General features: G+C 44.6%; 18 protein-coding genes. 13 read left to right on the top strand and 5 right to left on the bottom strand.

The genetic code is table 11. The features are described 5' to 3' along the window. Window positions 1–87: 87 nt before the first annotated feature. Genes ACYTXU_RS10985 through ACYTXU_RS10975 form a run of 3 tightly spaced genes read right to left on the bottom strand, consistent with a single transcriptional unit; the run spans window position 88 to window position 2,702 of the window. Window positions 88–1,260, bottom strand: a complete 1,173-nt coding sequence (locus ACYTXU_RS10985; protein ID WP_462206815.1) for a 5-(carboxyamino)imidazole ribonucleotide synthase — start codon at window positions 1,258–1,260, stop codon at window positions 88–90. Then, a complete protein-coding gene (gene purE, locus ACYTXU_RS10980) occupies window positions 1,257–1,754 on the bottom strand; it encodes a 5-(carboxyamino)imidazole ribonucleotide mutase (RefSeq protein WP_462206813.1) in 498 nt (165 codons plus the stop codon). The genes ACYTXU_RS10985 and purE overlap by 4 nt, the downstream gene beginning before the upstream one ends. A gap of 9 nt (window positions 1,755–1,763) precedes the next feature. Further along, the gene (locus tag ACYTXU_RS10975) at window positions 1,764–2,702 is read right to left on the bottom strand and encodes a sodium-dependent bicarbonate transport family permease (protein WP_462206812.1); all 939 of its coding nucleotides are present in this window, start codon (window positions 2,700–2,702) and stop codon (window positions 1,764–1,766) included. Between the two features lie 287 nt (window positions 2,703–2,989). On the opposite strand from ACYTXU_RS10975, the gene ACYTXU_RS10970 reads away from it, so the two are divergent. From ACYTXU_RS10970 to ACYTXU_RS10925, 10 genes are all read left to right on the top strand, one after another. Continuing rightward, window positions 2,990–3,925 carry a LysR family transcriptional regulator gene (locus tag ACYTXU_RS10970; protein ID WP_462206810.1) on the top strand — a complete coding sequence of 312 codons (936 nt, stop codon included), beginning with the start codon at window positions 2,990–2,992 and terminating at the stop codon, window positions 3,923–3,925. Window positions 3,926–4,004: 79 nt separating this feature from the next. Further along, complete coding sequence (locus ACYTXU_RS10965) at window positions 4,005–6,002, top strand: OPT family oligopeptide transporter (RefSeq protein WP_462206809.1); 1,998 nt, start codon at window positions 4,005–4,007, stop codon at window positions 6,000–6,002. Continuing rightward, on the top strand, window positions 6,002–6,622 hold the full coding sequence (locus ACYTXU_RS10960) for a GDSL-type esterase/lipase family protein (protein ID WP_462206808.1): 621 nt from the start codon (window positions 6,002–6,004) through the stop codon (window positions 6,620–6,622). Before ACYTXU_RS10965 ends, ACYTXU_RS10960 begins: the two co-directional genes overlap by 1 nt. 32 nt (window positions 6,623–6,654) lie before the next feature. Continuing rightward, complete coding sequence (dapB, locus tag ACYTXU_RS10955; protein ID WP_462206807.1) at window positions 6,655–7,461, top strand: 4-hydroxy-tetrahydrodipicolinate reductase; 807 nt, start codon at window positions 6,655–6,657, stop codon at window positions 7,459–7,461. 405 nt (window positions 7,462–7,866) lie between these two features. Next, window positions 7,867–8,943 (top strand): tetratricopeptide repeat protein, encoded by a 1,077-nt coding sequence (locus tag ACYTXU_RS10950; protein WP_462206806.1) that lies wholly within the window; start codon window positions 7,867–7,869, stop codon window positions 8,941–8,943. Window positions 8,944–9,052: 109 nt separating this feature from the next. After that, window positions 9,053–10,231: a glutamine-hydrolyzing carbamoyl-phosphate synthase small subunit gene (gene carA / locus ACYTXU_RS10945; protein ID WP_462209416.1), complete on the top strand. Its 1,179-nt coding sequence runs from the start codon at window positions 9,053–9,055 to the stop codon at window positions 10,229–10,231. Between the two features lie 14 nt (window positions 10,232–10,245). Further along, window positions 10,246–13,470: a carbamoyl-phosphate synthase large subunit gene (gene carB, locus ACYTXU_RS10940; RefSeq protein ID WP_462206804.1), complete on the top strand. Its 3,225-nt coding sequence runs from the start codon at window positions 10,246–10,248 to the stop codon at window positions 13,468–13,470. After that, window positions 13,467–13,949 carry a transcription elongation factor GreA gene (gene greA / locus ACYTXU_RS10935; protein ID WP_462206803.1) on the top strand — a complete coding sequence of 161 codons (483 nt, stop codon included), beginning with the start codon at window positions 13,467–13,469 and terminating at the stop codon, window positions 13,947–13,949. Before carB ends, greA begins: the two co-directional genes overlap by 4 nt. Before the next feature lie 180 nt (window positions 13,950–14,129). Then, window positions 14,130–15,077, top strand: coding sequence for a YbgA family protein (locus tag ACYTXU_RS10930; RefSeq protein ID WP_462206802.1), 948 nt, complete (start codon window positions 14,130–14,132; stop codon window positions 15,075–15,077). A gap of 11 nt (window positions 15,078–15,088) precedes the next feature. After that, window positions 15,089–16,468 carry a cryptochrome/photolyase family protein gene (locus tag ACYTXU_RS10925; protein WP_462206801.1) on the top strand — a complete coding sequence of 460 codons (1,380 nt, stop codon included), beginning with the start codon at window positions 15,089–15,091 and terminating at the stop codon, window positions 16,466–16,468. Between the two features lie 16 nt (window positions 16,469–16,484). Here the strand turns inward: ACYTXU_RS10925 and ACYTXU_RS10920 are convergent, their stop codons facing one another. Then, window positions 16,485–17,081, bottom strand: coding sequence for a chalcone isomerase family protein (locus ACYTXU_RS10920; RefSeq protein WP_462206800.1), 597 nt, complete (start codon window positions 17,079–17,081; stop codon window positions 16,485–16,487). After that, the gene (locus ACYTXU_RS10915) at window positions 17,062–17,550 is read right to left on the bottom strand and encodes a nuclear transport factor 2 family protein (RefSeq protein ID WP_462206799.1); all 489 of its coding nucleotides are present in this window, start codon (window positions 17,548–17,550) and stop codon (window positions 17,062–17,064) included. The genes ACYTXU_RS10920 and ACYTXU_RS10915 overlap by 20 nt, the downstream gene beginning before the upstream one ends. 224 nt (window positions 17,551–17,774) lie before the next feature. Between ACYTXU_RS10915 and ACYTXU_RS10910 the strand changes: the two genes are divergently transcribed. Genes ACYTXU_RS10910 through ACYTXU_RS10900 form a run of 3 tightly spaced genes read left to right on the top strand, consistent with a single transcriptional unit; the run spans window position 17,775 to window position 20,756 of the window. Next, window positions 17,775–18,686 carry an acyl-CoA desaturase gene (locus ACYTXU_RS10910; RefSeq protein ID WP_462206798.1) on the top strand — a complete coding sequence of 304 codons (912 nt, stop codon included), beginning with the start codon at window positions 17,775–17,777 and terminating at the stop codon, window positions 18,684–18,686. Further along, window positions 18,683–19,945 (top strand): NAD(P)/FAD-dependent oxidoreductase, encoded by a 1,263-nt coding sequence (locus ACYTXU_RS10905; RefSeq protein WP_462206797.1) that lies wholly within the window; start codon window positions 18,683–18,685, stop codon window positions 19,943–19,945. The genes ACYTXU_RS10910 and ACYTXU_RS10905 overlap by 4 nt, the downstream gene beginning before the upstream one ends. Further along, a complete protein-coding gene (locus tag ACYTXU_RS10900; RefSeq protein WP_462206795.1) occupies window positions 19,938–20,756 on the top strand; it encodes a DUF1365 domain-containing protein in 819 nt (272 codons plus the stop codon). Before ACYTXU_RS10905 ends, ACYTXU_RS10900 begins: the two co-directional genes overlap by 8 nt. Window positions 20,757–20,768 lie beyond the last annotated feature (12 nt).

Raw genomic sequence — 20,768 nt, 5'->3', positions numbered from 1 at the left:
CGGGATGACGAGGTTTTAGTTAAGTAAAATTTCATAGAAAGATTAAGTTTAAAGCACTTTTAGTGTCTTACATTCTCACCGAAACCACTAACCTGTCTGACTTATTGATGATTGTGGGTTGTTAATATCAAGCAGTGTCTGGTGAAGCTTGGTTTCGACTCTGGCTGCATCCATATCATTGATATTGATATGTCCTACTTTGCGGCCAGGCTTTAGTGACTTGTTATACCAATGAATTTGCAGCTCATCATCAAGCAGGTGCTTTTCAATTGGTGCTTTGCCTAATAGGTTGACCATGGCTGAATAGCCTTTATTAGGTGCCTGAGCTATCGCCTGACCACTGATGGCGCGGATATGTTTGTGGAACTGCGATGAGTTGCAGCCAATTTGTGTCCAGTGTCCGCTGTTATGAACGCGTGGTGCGAACTCATTGATGAGTAACTGCCCATCTTTGAGGAAAAACTCAATAGTCAGTACACCAACATAATCGAGCTTCTCAAGTGCAGCACTTGCTACTTTTTGCGCCTGTTCAATGACTTCATCACTGACGTCTTTGGCCGGCGCAAAACTATAATGCAGGATGCCGTCTTTATGGACATTTTCAGTCAGGCTGTAGTGCATGATATTGCCATGCTGGTCGCGCGCAGAAACGATAGACACTTCTTTATCAAAATCAATCATCTGCTCAGTGATAAAAGTTTCTTTAGGAGCTGCCTTTTCAAGAACTTCGCATGCTTCCTGCAGATTGTTAACGCGCCATTGGCCTTTGCCATCGTAACCGGTCGAGCAGCGTTTGATGATTAAGGGCCAGCCAAGCTTAATGCCTGCATTCATTAAAGATTCAACGTGATCAGTTGCCGCCCAGGGGGCTACCGCAAATCCTAATGACTCGATAAACTTCTTTTCAGAGCGACGGTTCTGAGATATTTCTACCGCATCAGGATTAGGATATACCCGACATAGCTCATTTAAGGCACGTAGTAGCTCAACATCCAGGTCTTCTTTTTCAACCGTTATGACATTTGGCTTACCTAGCAGCAGATAGATTTCATTGGCAGACAGTTTGGCATAATCGGTTTGAACCAAGTGTCCTAACCCTTGAACCGCCGAGGTGTCATCCTGCTCAGTGCACAAAAAGGCGAAATTGTAGCCCATGGAAATACCGGCCAGCGCCATCATGCGTGCCAGCTGACCCGAGCCGACAATTGCGACTTTATAGCTGTTTGAATTAAGTAGGTCGATTACATTCGCTGAACTCACTGTGATACCTCCTCGGCAACTGAAGCCGTTTGGTTAGCTCTCCACTCTTGTAGAGCCGTTCTTAGAGTGGCATCGTGCAAAGATATAATTTGGCTGGCCAGTAGTCCGGCATTGAATGCACCTGCATCGCCAATCGCCTGACAGGCAACGGCAACGCCTTTTGGCATTTGCACCATAGACAGAAGACTATCCATACCCTTTAACTGCTTACTCGACATAGGCACGGCAATAACCGGTAGCCAGGTCATGGCAGCTGCCATACCTGCCAGGTGAGCGGAACCGCCAGCGCCGGCAATGATGACTTCAATGCCACGCTCAGCCGCTTCATCGCAAAATTGATAGAGTCGATTTGGGGTGCGATGGGCAGAGACAATCTTGGTCTCGTATGGAACATCAAGCTCATCAAGTACCGTGGTGGCGTGTTGCATGCTGTTCCAATCGGACTGCGAGCCCATGATGATGCTGACCTTAGGTCTGACTTGAGATGAACTCATAGTAATCTCCTAACTGAAAAGTAATTTGTGAATGAGGTTGTAGTACAAAGGAATGCCGACCAGAACATTGAATGGGAAGGTCACGCCTAACGAGGCTGTAATGGCAATTCCTTGGTTGGCTTGTGGCAGCGCAACCGACATGGCTGCAGGTACAGCAATATAAGAGCAACTCGCGCCGAGTGTCGTTAACAATAATGTGCCGCCTTCGCTTAGGCCGAATGACCAGGCTAATAGGCCGCCGAGCAGGCCACCGATTAACGGCATTAAGATGCCAAAGGTAGCGATAAAGGTGCCGTACTCGACGAGGTGCTTGCTTTGACGGGCAGCAATCTGACCCATTGCCAGCAAGAATAAGGCCAAGGCGCCATGAAATAAATCTTTGAATAGTGGAGCAATCGAAGCCATTTGTTGTGGGCCCGCTAACCAGCCAATGAGAACGCCGCCGAACAGTAGTAATACACCTTGATTTAGTAGCGATTCATGGAGCAGGCCTTTGACATTGACCGAGCTCTTGCGACGCTTTGCTAACATGATGCCAACTGCAATTGCAGGCGCTTCAAGAATGGCAACAAACAGAGGAAAGTAGGCTTCGTATTCAATGCCTTTGCTTTCCAGAAAAGCCACCGCCACCGCATAAGTGGCAACACTGACCGAGCCGTAATGGGCAGCAATGTTGGCTGCATTAATGCGGTCCAGTAGGCCGAAATAACGCAGTAGCGGGTAAGCGATCAGGGGAAGAACAAAACCAAAAGCCAGTACCGCAATGACCTGAATGATCAGGCTCGCTGAAAAATACTGCTCTAAAGCCGCACCACCTTTGAGGCCGATGGCCAATAAAAGGAATAGCACCAGCCCTTTATAGAGACCTTCCGGAAAATCAATATCCGATTTTAGGAAGGTCGCTATAAAACCCAGCAGAAAAAAGACAACAACGATATCAATTTGCATGCTGGGCCTCACCAGTATTATTACGGCGGTTGTTTCGGCGCAATACTCGGCTAATGCTTAATACAAATAGGGCTGCGCCTGTTATGGCAAGCATCCAGCTGCTGTATCCGAAATAGGCTAAGCAACAGCCGATCAGCGTAATCATTAATGAAGTAAAGAGTTCAAAAGCTTGAGTACGATTTAGCGACATTGTGTCAAATGGGTTGGTAGATTTGGGCGCTATTATAAGAATCTGGAGGTTAGTGTATAATCGATTTTATTTAAGCTTTATATAGAGGAATGTCTATATGGCTTCGATTGGAACATTGCGCCAATTACAGATCTTGCTGGCTTTAAGAGAGCACGGCTCGGTCACTGCTGCCTCGGAGGCTTTGTACCTCACGCAACCGACGGTTTCGATGCAGTTGAAGAATCTAGCCGATAAGATTGGTATGCCGCTGTATCAGCAGCATGGTAAAAAATTACAGTTTACAGATGCCGGTTTGGAAGTCTTGAAGACAGCGAAAGACGTGGTCGATTGTTTTGATCAGCTTGAAATGCGCTTAAATGCTTTGCAGGGGCTTGAGGCGGGCAAGTTGCGCATCGCGGTAGTTAGTACTGCGAAATATTTTATTCCACATTTGCTGGGTGAATTTTGTAAGCTGTATCCGAATGTGGAAGTGAATTTCAGCGTGGGTAACCGACAGCAAATTATTGATCGGATGAAGGATAATCTTGATGATTTTTATGTGTTCACCTATCCGCCCAAAGAGATTGACTTGGTGACGATCAAGTTCCTTGATAATCCGCTAGTGGCCATTGCCCACAACCAACATCCGCTGACTCAGAAAAAACGCATCAGTTTGCAACAGTTCTTTAAGTTGCCATTTCTTTTACGCGAACGCGGTTCGGGAACGCGTTATGCAATCGAGCGATTTCTTGAGGAGAAAAACCTACAACTCAATACCCGAATGATCATCGAAAGTAATGAGGCCATCAGGCATTCTGTGATGTCGGATCTTGGGGTGTCAATTTTGTCAGCCTACACCTTGGTTTATGGCGAAGATGCTGGTTTGTCAGTGCTTCCGGTAACGGGTTTGCCGATACGGTCACAATGGTATCTGGGCTATTTGGAAAACAAACAGCTATCGCCTATTTCCCAAAGGTTCCTGGAATGGGTTACCACTGAAGGCTATAAGCAGCTGGAAAAGCAATCACAAAGGGTCTTGAAACATAGCCGCTAATGTACAAGCGATAATTTGACAGGCGTAAGCCCCCTCTATTTAATAGCGCATATTGCTGATAAAAACTGGGGAGTTTCTATTGACCACTGAAATAAAAAAAGGGCTGGACGCAAACGCCTATGTGCCTTTAAAAGAAGGCGAAACCTATAAGCCCTATGTTCCTGCTGAAGAGGATATGGCAGAGTTTACCTTTAAGGCAGTCGGCCTTGGGATATTATTCGGGATTATTTTTGGTGCGGCCAATGCCTATTTGGGATTGCGGGCCGGCCTGACCATCAGTACCTCTATTCCGGTGGCGGTGATGGCAGTAGCGGTCTTTAAGATCCTATCCAAGTTCGGAATCGGCAGCACCATTCTTGAAACCAATATTGCGCAAACCACGGGTTCAGCATCCAGCTCTCTAGCCAGCGGTGTGATTTTCACCTTACCTGCCTTGTTTATGTGGGGAGTTGCTCCTGACTTGTTGCAGATGACAATTCTGGCAATGAGTGGTGGTGTTATTGGTATCCTGTTTATGATTCCGCTGCGCAAATTTTTGATTGAGCGTGAGCATGGCAAGTTACCTTATCCGGAGGGCACCGCCTGTGCGGAAGTACTGGTCGCCAATGAAGTTGGTGGCAATAAAGCTAAGTATATTTTTTATGGTATGGGGGTGGCGGCACTTTTTAAAACGCTGACCTCATGGATTAAAGTCATCCCAGATTATGCTGCCGTTAAAATTCCTTTCCTTAAAAAAGGTGTGCTCGGCGTCGATCTTTCCGCCGCTCTGTTTGGCGTGGGTTACATCTTAGGACCACGTATTGCCTGGGTGATGGTGGGCGGTGGTCTTTTATCGGCAATTATTATTATTCCAGCCATTGCCTACTGGGGTGATGGACAAACAACGCCTTTCTTTCCTGAAACGGTAAAACTGATATCGGATATGTCCACCGGCGAAATCTGGTCACGTTATGTCCGTTATATCGGTGCGGGTGCAGTAGCCACTGCGGGTATTATCACCTTAATCAAAAGTGTTCCGGTGATGGTTCAAAGCTTCAAGGTTGGCGCCAAGACGATTGCCAAAACAGTCGAACAGGAAGTACATGAAGATAAGCAACATAAAACCGTTGAGCCAAGAACCCATCAGGACTTACCGATTAAAGTGGTATTCTTCGGCATATTGGCTGTCATTTTAATGCTGACTTTTGTGCCGGGAGTGTTTGGTGCTGTCGGGGGCATTGATACGCGCTTGCTAGCGGCTATCTGTGTTGCCGTTTTTGCGTTCTTTTTTGTCACAGTAGCAGCACGTATTGTTGGTTTAGTGGGGGTGACTTCAAACCCGACCTCAGGCATGACCATCGCAGCCCTGCTGGGTACTGCGACTATTTTCCTTGCGATGGGATGGACTGATACCAGCGGTAAAGCGGCGACTCTGATTGTTGGGTGTGTGGTAGCCATTGCAGCTTCTATTTCGGGTGATACCTCGCAGGATTTAAAAAGTGGTTATCTGCTAGGGGCAACGCCACGTAAGCAACAAATGGCTGAGTTGATTGGTGTTTTGACTTCGGCGACATTTGTTTGCCTGTCAGTATTGTTACTGGCGGAAACCTTTGGTTTCGGCAGCAAAGAATTGCCTGCGCCGCAAGCAACTTTGATGAAGCTGGTTATTGATGGCGTGCTTGAACAAAACCTGCCTTGGGTGCTGGTGGCAATCGGAGTTGGTATTGCGATTGTCTGCGAGCTGGTGAGAATCCCGTCGCTACCCTTTGCGGTAGGTGTTTATTTACCACTTTCAACTATGACGCCAATTCTAATTGGTGGTTTGATTCGCCACTGGGTTGAGTCAAAAACCAAAAAAGAGGATGTCAAAGAAAGTCGCCGCGAGAAAGGTATTTTGCTGGGCAGTGGCTTTGTTGGTGGTGAAGGTTTGCTCGGTGTCGCGATTGCTGCCATGGCTTTTGTTGAAGGCAGAAAGCCGGATGGTATAGGTACCGGCTGGATTGGTAGCGATGTGATGGCGATGATCCTCGGCGCAATTTCATTCTCATTATTAGTGGTATGGTTTGTTAAGCTACTGAAAAAGAGAGATGAAGCCTAATGGCTGAGTTAAAGAAATACCTCTATGTAACCCTATTGCTGGTGGGCAGTTTATTATTAACTGCCTGCAGTGACCCAAAGCTAAAACCGTTAAGTTCGAACGCAACCATTGTGGCTTTTGGTGATAGTTTGACTGAAGGGATTGGCGCCTCCGAAGCGGCCAGCTACCCAAGCCAGTTAGCCATCATTACAGGGCTGGAAGTGATCAATGCGGGCGTTTCAGGTGAAACCACGGATCGGGGCTTGGCACGTTTTAAGGATGTGTTGACGCAACACAATCCGGAGCTGGTGATTTTGCTAGAAGGTGGTAATGATATTCTGCGTAACCAGAATCAAAACCAAACCAAGCAAAATCTGGCGCAGATGATTGATATTGCTAAACAGCATAATGTGCAGGTGCTATTGATGGGTGTTCCGGAGAAAAATCTTTTCTCATCGGTGGCAGGCTTTTATGATGAACTTGCTGAAGAGCATGAAGTTGCTTACATGCGCGGAGTGATTTCCGATTTATTGAAAACTAAGAAGTATAAGTCGGATCAAATTCACCTGAACGCACAAGGCTATCGAGTGTTAGCGGAACAGATAGCAGAAACATTAAAAGAAGAAGGCGCCTTGCCTTAACAGAATGCACTAATTTATAGGACAACTTGTAAATGACTCCAATTGTAATTAATGCCTGCACCGGACGAATGGGACAGGAATTACTGAAAGTCGCTATTAACGATAACCAGGTTGAAATTGTCGGCGCCATGGCGCGCGAGCAACATAAAAAGCTGGGTACGGATATTGGCTATCTGGTAGGTATGGAACCGCAAGGTGTCTTTGTTGGCGATGATTTATCGGTTACGTTGAATGAGCGAAAGGTTCTGATTGATTTTAGTTTACCGGATCATTCCATTGAAACTTTGGCTCATGCGGTAAGTGCTAACTCACCGGTTGTAATAGGCACTACAGGCTTTAGTGAAGAGCAGAAGGGAAAAATTAGTGAAGCTGCACAATCGATTCCGATTGTGTTTGCTGCCAACTACAGCCTGGGTGTTAACAGCCTGTTGGGTCTGGTCAAGCAAGCAACGACATTACTGGGAGATAAAGCGGACATCGAAATTTTCGAAGCTCACCATAAATACAAGAAAGACTCACCATCAGGCACAGCCCTGGCGTTAGGCGAAGTTGTTGCAGATACTCAGGGGCATGATTTGAATGAGGTGGCTGAATGGGCGCGTCACGGAGTTGGCGAGCGAAAATCTGGAGCCATTGGTTTTTCAGTCATGCGGGCCGGTGACATTGTTGGTACCCATGAAGTAGTGTTTGCTTTAAATGGTGAGCTGGTCACGCTACGCCACGAGGCACAAACAAGGGAATGTTTTGCGCAGGGAGCGATTGAAGCTGCCAAATGGTTACTGGGAAAACCTGCTGGATTGTACGATATGCAGGATGTTTTAGGACTCAAAAACGGTTAAAAACCACATTGTTCAAAAAGTGTTCAATCATATGTGCATTGCGTGTAAGAGATCGTCCATGGTGTTTGTAAGAGATCTCGCAAGGATCTGTAATCTAGCGCCGTAAGATCGCTCAGAAAAAGTGCTTTTTTCGCTACAGATTTTATCTAGTTGATTGATTTAAAAAGAGTTTTATATTTAATGCAGGCCTGACGTTATGTCAGGCCTTGTTGTTATTGACTCAAAAAAGAGTAGATTAACAACTGTGCAAGGGACGCACGTAAGGAAATCTAACCGAAGGACATGGTGACACAAGGAAGTAGCAGGGAGCACCTAAGGGGCATGAGGCCAATTGAAAATGGGCGGTTTATCCGCCCTTTTTCTTTTGTATAATGAATAACCTTCAAAAAGAAAAAAATAAAAGCCTTGAGATACTACCTATACCCTAACGGGAAAACCCAAAATACATCCTTACTAGATGCCCAGTTTCTGTTTCAATTAATCATTGCTGCAATATTGTATTGGCTTTTTATTGTTATTATTAAAACAGTTCTTGAGTGGCTTTTTGAGGGAGACCCTCTTGCAAGCACTGCATTCCTTTATTTATACACGATCCCAATTTTATCTTTCTTGATCTATATAATTATAAAATCTCGATTACCAATGGTGAGAATCGATAAAGATACTTTTGTAACGTATCGTGGCTTGATTATGCGAGATAAAGTTTCCATTGCCGATATTAAAACAATAGAAACTGAGCTTAATGATGACTCAGGAATACAATTGATCATTTATAAAAAAAGCGGTGGTAAATATACGGCAGAGATACCCTACAACAGTTGTAGCGATGGAGATTTTGTAAAGTTTATGCAAGAGCATAGACCTGAATTAGAAGTGATTACGCATACACAGATGATTCGGAAAAGTCATGAATTGCAAGCCATTAATAGTAAAGCAGAACCGGATCAAATCATTGGAGATGATGATGAGTTATGGTTGTTAGTATCAGAAGCTACAAATGAGGGGAATATTAATAGGGCTTTGAGTGTATTAATGGAGTTACATAAAAGAGGGCATTTTTGTGATGGTTTGATCGGATATTTCTTTTACACTCAAAATGACTCTGACTTAAACAAACACAAGGCGTTACCCTATTTCAAGCAAGGAGAGACATATCAGTGCGAGCTATCATTGATGTGCCTTGGGGTTATGCACATGAATCAAGAAATTAAAGATAGCTCTCCCGAAGTTGGATTTAAATACCTAATTCGGGCAAGAGGAGTTAGAGACTCTCTTAGATTTCATCATCTCGGTCTGTGTTATTTAGATGGTTTAGGAACTGATATAGATCTAAATAAAGCTAAATACAACTTTTTGAAGGCGATTGCGCTAGGTGACAGAGGAGCTTATATGGGTCTGGCTAGACTTCAAGGATTAAAAAGGAACCGCTGTGCTGTATTTAGATTGGTACTTAAGGCACAGAGCGAAGCCCCTCTTAAATAGACATCAAAAGCCATTTCCATTATAATGCGCAGAATTTGCCAAAATTCCACTAAGTGAACAATTTGCTGGACTCATATTTCTGAGCCCAAATTTTTTGCGCCTAAAAAAAATGGAGGTTTCTTTGTTAGAACAAGAGTCTCAACAGCTGCTAAGACCCGCCCAGCAGCCCGCCATTTTAGTTCTTGAAGATGGTAGTGTTTTCCATGGAGTTTCAATCGGTTACGAAGGACATGCAGTAGGCGAGGTGGTTTTTAATACCGCCATGACAGGATATCAGGAGATTTTGACTGACCCTTCCTACGCTAAGCAGATGGTAACCCTCACTTATCCCCACATCGGTAACACCGGTGCCAATTCCGAAGATGTTGAATCGACCAATATTTGGGCTGAAGCATTAATTATCCGAGACCTTCCTTTATTACACAGCAATTATCGCAGCGAAGAGTCTTTATCAGACTATTTAAAGCGTCATAAGAAAGTTGCTATTGCTGATATTGATACGCGTCGCTTAACCAGAATCTTACGTGACAAAGGTGCTTTGAGTGGTTGTATCATTGCTGGTGAAGCGCCGGATGCGGATAAAGCATTAGAGCTGGCTAAAGAATTCCCTGGTTTGAAAGGAATGGACTTAGCTAAAGTAGTTTCCACCAAGGAAAGCTACCAATGGCAAGACAGCACCTGGTCTTTAGAAGAAGGCTACGGCAAACTCAAAGAAGCAAAATTCAAAGTCGTTGCTTACGATTTTGGTGCTAAACACAATATTTTGAGAATGCTGGTTGAGCGCGGTTGTGACTTAACGGTTGTGCCAGCACAGACTCCTGCCAGCGAAGTTCTGGCGATGAATCCTGATGGTGTTTTCCTATCCAATGGCCCAGGCGACCCGGAGCCATGCGATTACGCTATTAAAGCGATTCAGGAAGTTCTAGAAACCAATATTCCAGTGTTCGGTATCTGTCTTGGTCATCAGTTGTTGGCTCTGGCCAGCGGCGGCAAGACGGCGAAGATGAAGTTTGGCCACCACGGCGCCAACCATCCTGTGCAAGACGTAGCCGATGGCACGGTAATGATTACCAGCCAGAACCACGGTTTTGCGGCAGACGAGAAATCGTTACCGGATAATTTAAAAGCAACTCATCGTTCCCTATTCGATGGCACCCTACAGGGTATCAAGCGTACGGATAAACCTGCGTTTAGCTTCCAGGGTCACCCTGAAGCAAGTCCCGGTCCACACGATGCTGCACCATTGTTCGACCACTTCATTGAATTGATGGAACAACACAAAGCTTAGGAGACGATTGAGACATGCCAAAACGTACTGATATTAAAAGTATTCTGATTTTAGGCGCTGGCCCAATCATTATTGGTCAGGCCTGCGAATTCGACTATTCCGGCGCTCAGGCCTGTAAGGCTTTGCGTGAAGAGGGTTTCCGAGTCATTCTGGTGAACTCTAACCCGGCAACTATTATGACTGACCCTAATATGGCAGATGTGACCTACATCGAGCCGATTCAGTGGGAAGTGGTTGCCAAAATTATCGAAAAGGAAAAGCCAGACGCGATTCTACCCACCATGGGTGGTCAGACTGCATTGAACTGTGCACTTGATCTGGCCTCACGTGGTGTTTTAGAAATCCACGGTGTAGAAATGATTGGCGCGACTCGCGAAGCTATCGACAAAGCAGAAGACCGTGAGTTGTTCGCTAAAGCGATGTCAAAAATTGGTCTTGACCAGCCTCGTCAGCAGGTTGCACACAGCCTTGAAGATGCCTGGAAAGTCCAAAAAGAAGTCGGCTTCCCATGTATTATCCGTCCTTCCTTTACTATGGGTGGTACCGGTGGTGGTATCGCTTACAACAAAGAAGAATTTGAAGAAATCTGTTTGCGCGGATTGGATTTGTCGCCAACTAATGAGTTGTTGATTGATGAATCATTAATCGGTTGGAAAGAATATGAGATGGAGGTTGTTCGTGATAAGAACGACAACTGCATCATTATCTGTTCTATCGAAAACTTTGACCCAATGGGTGTGCATACTGGTGACTCGATTACGGTTGCACCAGCGCAAACTCTGACCGATAAAGAATACCAACGCATGCGTAACGCATCGCTTGCAGTATTACGCGAGATTGGTGTTGAAACCGGTGGTTCAAACGTGCAGTTTGCAATCAATCCTGAAAATGGTCGCATGACCATTATTGAGATGAACCCGCGTGTATCACGTTCATCAGCGCTAGCCTCTAAAGCAACCGGCTTCCCGATTGCAAAAGTGGCAGCGAAACTGGCGGTGGGTTATACCTTGGACGAACTGCAAAACGAAATTACCGGTGGCAAAACACCTGCCTCGTTTGAGCCAAGTATTGACTACGTCGTAACCAAAATTCCTCGCTTCAACTTTGAAAAATTCCCGAATGTTGATAAGACCTTAACTACCCAGATGAAGTCGGTGGGTGAGGTGATGGCGATTGGTCGTAACTTCCAGGAATCATTCCAAAAAGCAATTCGCGGATTAGAAGTTGGTTCATCGGGTTTTGAACCAAAGTTGGCCGATGATGATGAAAGCTGGGTTGATACGCTCCGCCAAAACTTGCGTGTACCTGGCTCTGATCGTATCTGGTACATCGGGGATGCTTTCCGCAGAGGTTTGTCATTGGATGAAGTGTTTGAACTGACTGGAATTGATAAATGGTTCCTGATTCAGATTCAAGAGCTGATTCAAATCGAAGAAAGCTTAAAAGACAAATCTTTCTCTGACTTAGATGCAGACTTAATGCGTCAAATAAAGCGTAAAGGTTTTGCCGATCAAAGACTGGCCGATATCTTTGCCACCAGTGAAAAAGAGATTCGCAAACTTCGTAAAGAACTTGGTGTAACTCCAGTATTCAAGCGGGTGGATACCTGTGCGGCAGAGTTCGCTACCAGCACTGCTTATATGTACTCAACCTATGAAGAAGAGTGCGAAGCGAATCCGACGGATCGCGACAAGATCATGATTTTAGGTGGTGGTCCAAACCGTATCGGTCAAGGTATTGAGTTTGACTACTGCTGTGTTCACGCCGCTTTTGCGATGCGTGACGATGGTTATGAAACCATCATGGTTAACTGTAACCCGGAAACGGTTTCGACCGATTACGACACATCAGATCGCTTGTACTTCGAGCCTTTAACGCTTGAAGATGTGTTGGCGATTGTCGATATCGAAAAGCCGAAAGGCGTGATTGTTCACTATGGTGGTCAGACACCATTGAAGCTGGCGCGTGATCTGGAAGCTGCTGGTGTACCGATTATTGGTACTTCGCCTGATGCGATTGACCGTGCGGAAGACCGTGAGCGTTTCCAACGTGCGATTAACCGTTTAGGCTTATTGCAGCCACCAAACCGTACCGCGCGTAACATGGAAGAAGGTGTGCGTTTAGCTGAAGAGATTGGTTATCCATTAGTGGTTCGTCCTTCTTATGTTTTGGGCGGACGTGCGATGGAAATCGTTTACAACGAAGAGGAATTGCGTCGCTACATGAACGATGCGGTGAGCGTTTCAAACGAGTCACCTGTATTGCTTGATCGCTTCCTTGATGATGCGATTGAAGTCGATGTGGATGCCATCTTTGATGGTCAGAACATTCTGATTGGCGGCATTATGGAACACATTGAACAAGCAGGTGTTCACTCAGGTGACTCAGCCTGTTCAATCCCTCCCTTTAGCCTGAGCAAAGAAGTGCAGGATGAACTGCGTCGTCAAATGTTGGTGATGGCCAAAGAATTAAAAGTTCGTGGCTTGATGAATGCTCAGTTTGCTATTCAAGGTGAGAAAATCTTCATTCTTGAAGTGAATCCACGTGCATCGCGCACGGTACCATTTGTATCAAAAGCAACTGGCACACCGATGGCGAAAGTGGCAGCGTCAGTAATGGCCGGTAAAACATTGGCTGAAACAGGCTTCACTAAAGAAATCATTCCTCGCTACTTCTCTGTTAAAGAGCCAGTCTTCCCATTCAACAAGTTCCCGGGTTCTGACCCCATTCTTGGCCCTGAGATGAAGTCAACGGGCGAAGCGATGGGAGTTGGCAAAACATTTGGTGATGCTTTCTACAAGGCTAAACTGGGTGGCGGCCAGCCAGTACCGGATTCCGGACAAGTGATTATCAGTGTGCGTGAAGCCGATAGAAATGGTCTGGCGGCAGTAGCTCGTTCATTGGCAGACCAAGGTTTTGAGTTGCTAGCAACGGGCGGAACGGCACGAGCCATTCGTGAAGCCGGTATTCCATGTCAACGTATCAACAAGATGTTTGAAGGTCGTCCACACATTGTTGACTACATTAAAAACGGTGAAGTGGATTACATTATCAATACCACTGAAGGCAAACAGGCGATTGCAGATTCATTCTTGATTCGCCGTAGTGCATTGCAACATAAGGTGCCATACACAACGACATTGGCCGGCGCTGTTGCGTCATGCGCAGCAATGAAAGAGAATGGTCGTAGTCAGATATATTCAGTGCAAGAACTACATACACAGGTTGATGAACGATGAATCGAGTTCCAATGACAGTCGCAGGTGCCGAGGCACTTCAGACTGAATTAAATGAGCTTAAAAAAGTGAAAAGGCCGCAAGTTGTTGCGGCCATCGCTGAAGCACGTGAGCATGGTGATTTGAAAGAAAATGCTGAATATCATGCTGCGCGCGAGCAACAAGGTTTTATTGAAGGTCGCATTCAGGAAATCGAAGCTAAGCTATCTAACTCTCAAATTGTTGATATCACTAAGATAACCAACAATGGCAAGGTAATCTTCGGTTCCACCGTTATCCTGATTAATATGGATGACAACAATTCTGATGAGGTTCAATATCAAATTGTGGGTGATGACGAAGCGGACATAAAGAAAAACAAACTTTCCATTAACTCGCCAATTGCGCGCGGCTTGATTGGTAAAGAAGAAGGTGATATAGCCAATATTCAAACGCCAAAAGGCAGTGTTGAATACGAAATTGCCGAGGTTTTATATATTTAGTTTTAGCTTTAATAAACAAATAAAAAAGGTCTCTTACGAGGCCTTTTTTTGTGGCTACAATAGTTTGATGCTAATCTGATTGTAGCAATACTAGGTAATGGGATTGATATGAGTTAGGAGAAAGGGTGACACTTGTAAGTTTTCACAGCCTTTTCACACGGAGTTAGCAATAATCCAAAAATGAGCAAAATTAAGATAGCCATAAGCTCGTGTCTGCTCGGCAATAAAGTGCGATTTGATGGCGGACATAAGCAGTCAAAATACTGTTTGAATGTACTCAGCGATTGGTTTGAGTACACACCCGTATGCCCCGAAATGGGCATCGGATTGCCTACGCCAAGGCCTCCGATCCATTTAGTGCGTGTCGGAGAAGATATTCGAGTGAAAAAAGTCGATGACCATAGGCTTGATGTGACCGATGAGTTGCGAGACTATGCGCACAAGACCTTACCAAAGATTCATGATGCCTGTGGTTATGTTGTCATCCGAAATTCTCCCAGCTGTGGCATGGAGCGGGTCAAGGTCTATCATGAGAACGGCAACCCTGCCGGTGAGTCCTTCCGTGGTGTCTATATTGATGAAATTATGAAACTGCATCCTAACCTGCCGGTGGAAGAAGAAGGTCGCTTGCAAGATCCCAAATTACGGGAAAACTTTATTACCCGAGTGTTTGCCTATCATGACTGGAAGCAGTCTGTTATGGGCGAGCCGAGCATGAAGAAACTGATTGATTTCCACAGCCGCTATAAATACCTGGTGATGGCACATAGCTATCAGGCTTATAAGGAGCTTGGACGCCTGGTCGCAAATACTGAACAGAAAGAAATTACTGAGCTGTTAAAAGAGTATGAAGACACCTTGATGCAAACGCTAAAGAAAGTAGCATCTAGTAAGTCACATACCAATGTGCTCTATCATATTTTGGGATATTTAAAACGAGACCTGACTTCAGCAGCTAAACAGGAGTTGGTGAAAGTGATAGAGCAATATCGAAAAGGCCTGGTCACATTGGTTGTTCCAGTAACATTGATTAATCACTACCTGACTCAATTTGGCTCCGAATATATCAAGCAACAGGCTTACCTTGATCCTCATCCTTTGGAGCTAGGATTGCGAAACTATTTATGAGCGCCGTCGCGATGAGCAAGGACATTAACTTAGTCTGGTTTAGAAATGATTTAAGAGTAGGTGATAACCCTGCTCTTTTTTATGCCGCAGAACAGGGTACCGTGATAGGTGTTTATCTTGAGCCCGTTGAGCAACGGGTGGCGCATAATGATGCTCCGTGCAAAGTTGGTTTTATTAATGATACGGTTAAAGAGTTGCGAAAACAGCTGAATAAACTGAACATTCCTTTATACAGTTTTAAGGTGGAAAACTATCAGCAGTCAGTGGAGAAAGTAGAACAGTTAGTCGAAGAATTTAAAGCTTCTGGAGTATATTTTAATAACGAATATCCATTAAATGAAAAGAAGCGCGACGACCAATTGGAGCAGCTGCTTCAGGAAAAAGGATTGAAAGTAAGTCGCTTCGACGGTGATGTGATTATTCCGCCTAATAGTGTCAGCACAGGTAAGGGGGAGCCTTACAAAGTTTTTACCCCTTACAAAAAAGCCTGGATTGAGTTTCATAAGACGCAAGGCATAGCTCCACTTCCAGCGCCTGATAAACAGGACTTCAAGATTGACCGACAGCATGATTATGACTTTGAACAAGAGTATCGAGGGGACTTGTGGCCAGCAGGTGAGAAGGCTGCACGAGAAAAATTGAATGAGTTCTTGCCAAAAGCTGGCTATTACAAGGAACGCAGGGATATTCCCTCAGTCAAAGGGACCAGCATGCTATCGCCCTATTTGGCGGTTGGTGCTATTTCAGCCCGGCAATGTATAGAAGCATTGCTAGAGTGGCACGAAGGTAATCAGGAAGCTTTTTATCAAGACACCTGGTTGTCAGAAATAATCTGGCGTGAGTTCTACCGTCAGATCATCATTGATAATCCGCAGATTAGCCATCACCGGCCTTTTAAAAGTGACGCCAAAGAAGTTTGGAATGGTCAACATGAGTTGTTTGTTAAATGGTGTAAAGGTGAAACTGGTTTTCCATTAATCGATGCAGCCATGCGACAGCTTCTGCAAACTGGTTGGATGCATAATCGTTTACGCATGAACGTGGCCATGTTTTTAAACAAGTTGTGCCTGATTGATTGGCGAGAAGGGGAAACCTTTTTTATGCGTCATTTAATTGATGGTGACTTTGCTTCAAACAATGGCGGTTGGCAGTGGTGTTCATCGACCGGTGCCGATGGTGCTCCCTATTTCAGAATCATGAGCCCTATTACTCAGTCGCAACGATTTGATCCGGAAGGGAAATTTATTCGGAAGTTAGTGCCTGAGCTGGCAAGTTTGAGCGATAAAGATATCCACTTCCCAACGAGCCAGCAACGTAAAGAGCTGGGCTACCCTGAGCCAATCATTGATTACAAATCAGCAAGAAAGACTGCACTGGAACTATTGAGTTAGCAGTCCCTGCTGCATCTCAGTTAAGGGATTTGATTTTATCCTGCAGCTCGCTAAAGTCATCATCCATCGATTCCGCACCAAACCAAATATTGAGATAAGGTACTGCACAGTCGGGCTTGTTAAGTTCGGCAAGCTGGGACTCATTAAGCTGTAGAGTGATACCCTGGTCTGGTGTCACAAACAGATCGTAGTAATCACCGTCTGCAACATCCTGATAAATAGTATTAAAGTCTTTAAATGCAACCATACAGGTTTCTTTTTCGGTGTCGGTCAGGTTGTCTTCCAGGAAATCATCCGCGCCTTCCGTTAACTGAACACCTTCTACCTCACGCAGATAAGAAAAGCGTAAAAGCTTGGGTTGTGAATCAAAGACATTATCAGCTTGATCGCAATTGGGGTAATAAACACCGACGTCGACCACATCAAAGAATAAGGCTTTGGTTACTCGTTGCTTGGCGCACAGTTGATAGTCGGTTTGCTGATGACTCACTTGAGCTTCAAGCTTAGCCTGAACGGAGCCAGATATGATGAGCAATGAAAAGCCAAACAGCAGCCAAGCCAGGTTGAGCAGCTTTGGGGAAACTGGTGAATACTTAGAGGCGGTTTTGGACATAATTAACAAAGAACCCCACTATTGGTAAGCGTGAATAAAAACCTTCGGCACCATCCCAATAGTCTTGATGAAGTACAATTTTACCTTCCTCGTTAAAACGAAGCTGGGTCATGCCAATAGACTTAGAATCAATTTTTTTACCTGCGGCAGAGAACTTCATGTGCATTACCCAGCGCAGGTAATAGTCTGTATCTGATTTCGCTACATCAATAATTTCGACCGTAGTCAGCTCTGTAGCATCGGCAGTTTCTGGCATGTACTTGAGTAGTTCGTCGATATGGCCGAAAGTCTTAAAAGTATCATTGAAATAGAAGGTTTCAGCATACAGTTGACGAATGATGTCTTCTTTAGTGCCGGCTTTGAAATCACCAAACAGAGTTAAAAAGGCCTTATCTGGTGATTCGACGGTTTCAGTGGGTGGCATTTTACTGGCAACCTGCAAAAAATCTTCTACGCGTTGATTATTCATCTCGCTCCTCGAATGGCTACATCCAGAAAAAGTTATGGCTATAGCAGAATATAGTAAATAACGGGAAATTGTCATAGAGCACTGATAAAGTGAAACCATGCTGCCACTGTACTGCCGGGCTCGTAAAGATTATGTGAAGAAGAATGGCCAATTAGATAGGATCGATTCACACGGATTTCACAAGAAAGGACATAGGATGAGCGAAATTGCCAAGTAGCTTAAATATGAAAATGAAACAGTGGTTTGATAACAGTCAAATCAGTACCCAGACAGGTCAGCCAGAACAAATAGAAGGCGTCGATTGGCCAAGGGTTATTCCTTATATCGGTTTGCATTTAGTGTGCTTATTTGCCTTTGTTACAGGCGTGTCGTGGATTGCAATCATAGTCTGTGTGCTAGCCTATTTGGTGCGCATGTTCGCTATTACCGCTTTTTATCATCGTTACTTTTCGCACAAAAGCTTTAAGACCTATCGTTGGGTGCAAGCTCTGTTTGGATTTTTGGGTGCGTCAGCTACCCAGCGCGGGCCACTTTGGTGGGCCGCTCATCATCGTCATCATCATATTCATGCAGATACCGAAGAAGATGTACACTCGCCTAGGCATGGTTTTTTGAAAAGTCATATGCTGTGGTTCCTCAATAAAAAGAACTTTCCAACTCAGGAGCAGAGAGTGAAGGACTTGGCAAAGTATCCGGAGCTTCGCTGGCTGGACAGGTTTGATATTTTCCCTCCGATTATATTTGCCGGTATGATTTTTGGTTTAGGGATTTATCTTGAAAAGTTACATCCCGAATTGGGAGCCGATAGATGGCAGATCCTGATTTGGGGGTTTTTCATTTCAACCATTCTATTATCGCATGTGACTTACTGTATCAACTCACTGGCGCATCGCTGGGGCAGTAAGCGATTTGAAACCAATGATGATAGTCGAAATAATTTTTTATTAGCTTTGTTCACATTAGGAGAGGGTTGGCACAACAACCATCATTTTAGTCCTGGTTCTGTTAAACAGGGTTTTTATTGGTGGGAACTGGACTTGAGTTATTATGTGCTGAAAAGTATGGAGAAAATCGGTCTGGTGTGGGATCTGAAGTATCCCGATAAGCAATTAATTAAGGCAAAGGCGAAATCATGAGGGTGGCAGTGATTGGCGGAGGCATTTCTGGAATAACAGCTGCAGAAAGGCTGGCTTACGATATGGATGTCACTTTATTTGAGAGCGCCGCAAAGTTAGGTGGACATGCTGACACTCATCAGATTGATGTCGAGGATGAACAAGGCGGGCATAAAACGATTGCTGTAGATACTGGATTCATTGTGTTCAACCCGGAAAACTATCCGGTATTTGACGGGCTGTTACAGAAATATCAGGTGCCGTACAAAGACAGCGATATGAGTTTTGCTGTATCGAATAAGTTAACTGGGCTTGAGTATAACGCCGGTACATTGAATGGGCTTTTTAGTCAGCGTAAAAATATGATCAGTCCCAGCTTCTATCGCATGTTACGAGACATCTTCCGGTTCTATCGTGAAGCGGGTGAACTACTTGGTGGTGAGAGCAGCGAAACTCTGGGCGATTACCTCAAGCGAAATAACTACAGCCGGCAATTCATTAATGAGCATATTTTACCAATGGCATGTGCCTTATGGTCTGGTGATAGCGAACTAATTTTAGACTTCCCGGCTCGTTATCTGGTTGCCTTTATGAATAATCATCAGATGATGCAGGCTTTTAACCGTCCAGTATGGAAAACCGTAGCAGGCGGTTCCAAGAGCTATATTGATGCGGTAGCAAAGAACGCTGGTTTTCAAGTAAAGCTGAGCTGTCCTATCAACAAGGTGATCAGAAATCATCAAACAGTCTGGTTGCACACTGCTGAAGGAAAACAGGAGTTTGATTATGTCATTTTTGCCTGTCATAGCGATCAGGCATTGAGCATGATAGAAGGCCCGAGTAATGAAGAAAAGGAAATTTTAGGTTCAATTAAATATCAGGAAAACCAAATCACCCTGCACTCTGACACTGGTTTACTACCCAGCAAGCGTCGTGCCTGGGCTAGCTGGAATGTCATGATCGATGAAAAAACCAGCAAGCAGTGTACTGTAAGTTATTATATGAATTTATTGCAGTCGCTTGAGACTGATACTCCTGTTATCGTAAGCTTAAATATGGCGGAGCGTGTTAACCCCGATTTGGTATGGAAGCAATTGACTTACCATCATCCGGTGTATACGCAGGCGACCATTAATGCTCAGCAAAACAAAGGACTAATTCAAGGGCTCCACCGGAGTTACTTTAGCGGCGCCTATTGGGGATGGGGTTTTCATGAAGATGGTGCACGAAGTGGACTTGAGGCGGCGGAGCAACTTCTGAAGGATGCCGGTTATGCTTAAGCAAGGATTTTTTGTCGGCTCGATTCGCCACCGTCGTTATCGACCCAAGCGGCATGAATTTACCTATGACATGTATTGGAGTTTATTGGACCTGGATAAACTTCCAGAAACTTTCAGCAAAAGCAGGCTATGGTCCTACGAAAAATGGAACCTGATTTCATTTCGTAGTAAAGACTTTCATCAGAACTTTAATCTTGGTCAAAGCAATAATTCTTCAGTATTAAACAAGTATTCAATTGTTGAAACTATTCGTGAGAGAACCGGTAAAGCATTCAAGGGACAGGTGTTTCTATTATCACACCTTAGATACCTCGGTTTTAATTTCAACTCAGTATGCTTTTATTTTTGTGTTGAAAATAGCGAATTAAAATACATCTTATCGGAGATAACCAATACCCCATGGGGAGAACGTCATACCTATCTTCACCAGTGCAATGAAGGCAAACAGGGAGGCAACCTGTATAAGTTCGAGTTTGATAAAGCTTTCCATATATCACCATTTTTGACCATGGACATGCACTATCAATGGCTGTTTAAAGTTGAAGATGATGAGCTAAGGATCCATATGGTCGTCAACCAGAAGAACACTCATCACAAATTCTTTGACGCTACCTTCACAGCTGACTTCATACCATTAACGAAAAGCAGTATGCGCAGTCTTGTCTTAAAAAGGCCTTTTCAGCCACTAAAGATGATGGCAGGAATTTATTGGCAAGCATTTAAGTTATGGTTAAAAAAGATTCCTTTTGTGCCCCACCCTCAAGGTGGCAAAGAGTCACACAAGGGCCAGCCAAAATCGGATAATAGGTAAGAGGACAACAGG

This window comes from Kangiella sp. M94, assembly GCF_054926195.1.
Note: the sequence above shows the minus strand (reverse complement) of the source record. Positions and strands in the feature narration are given on the sequence as shown.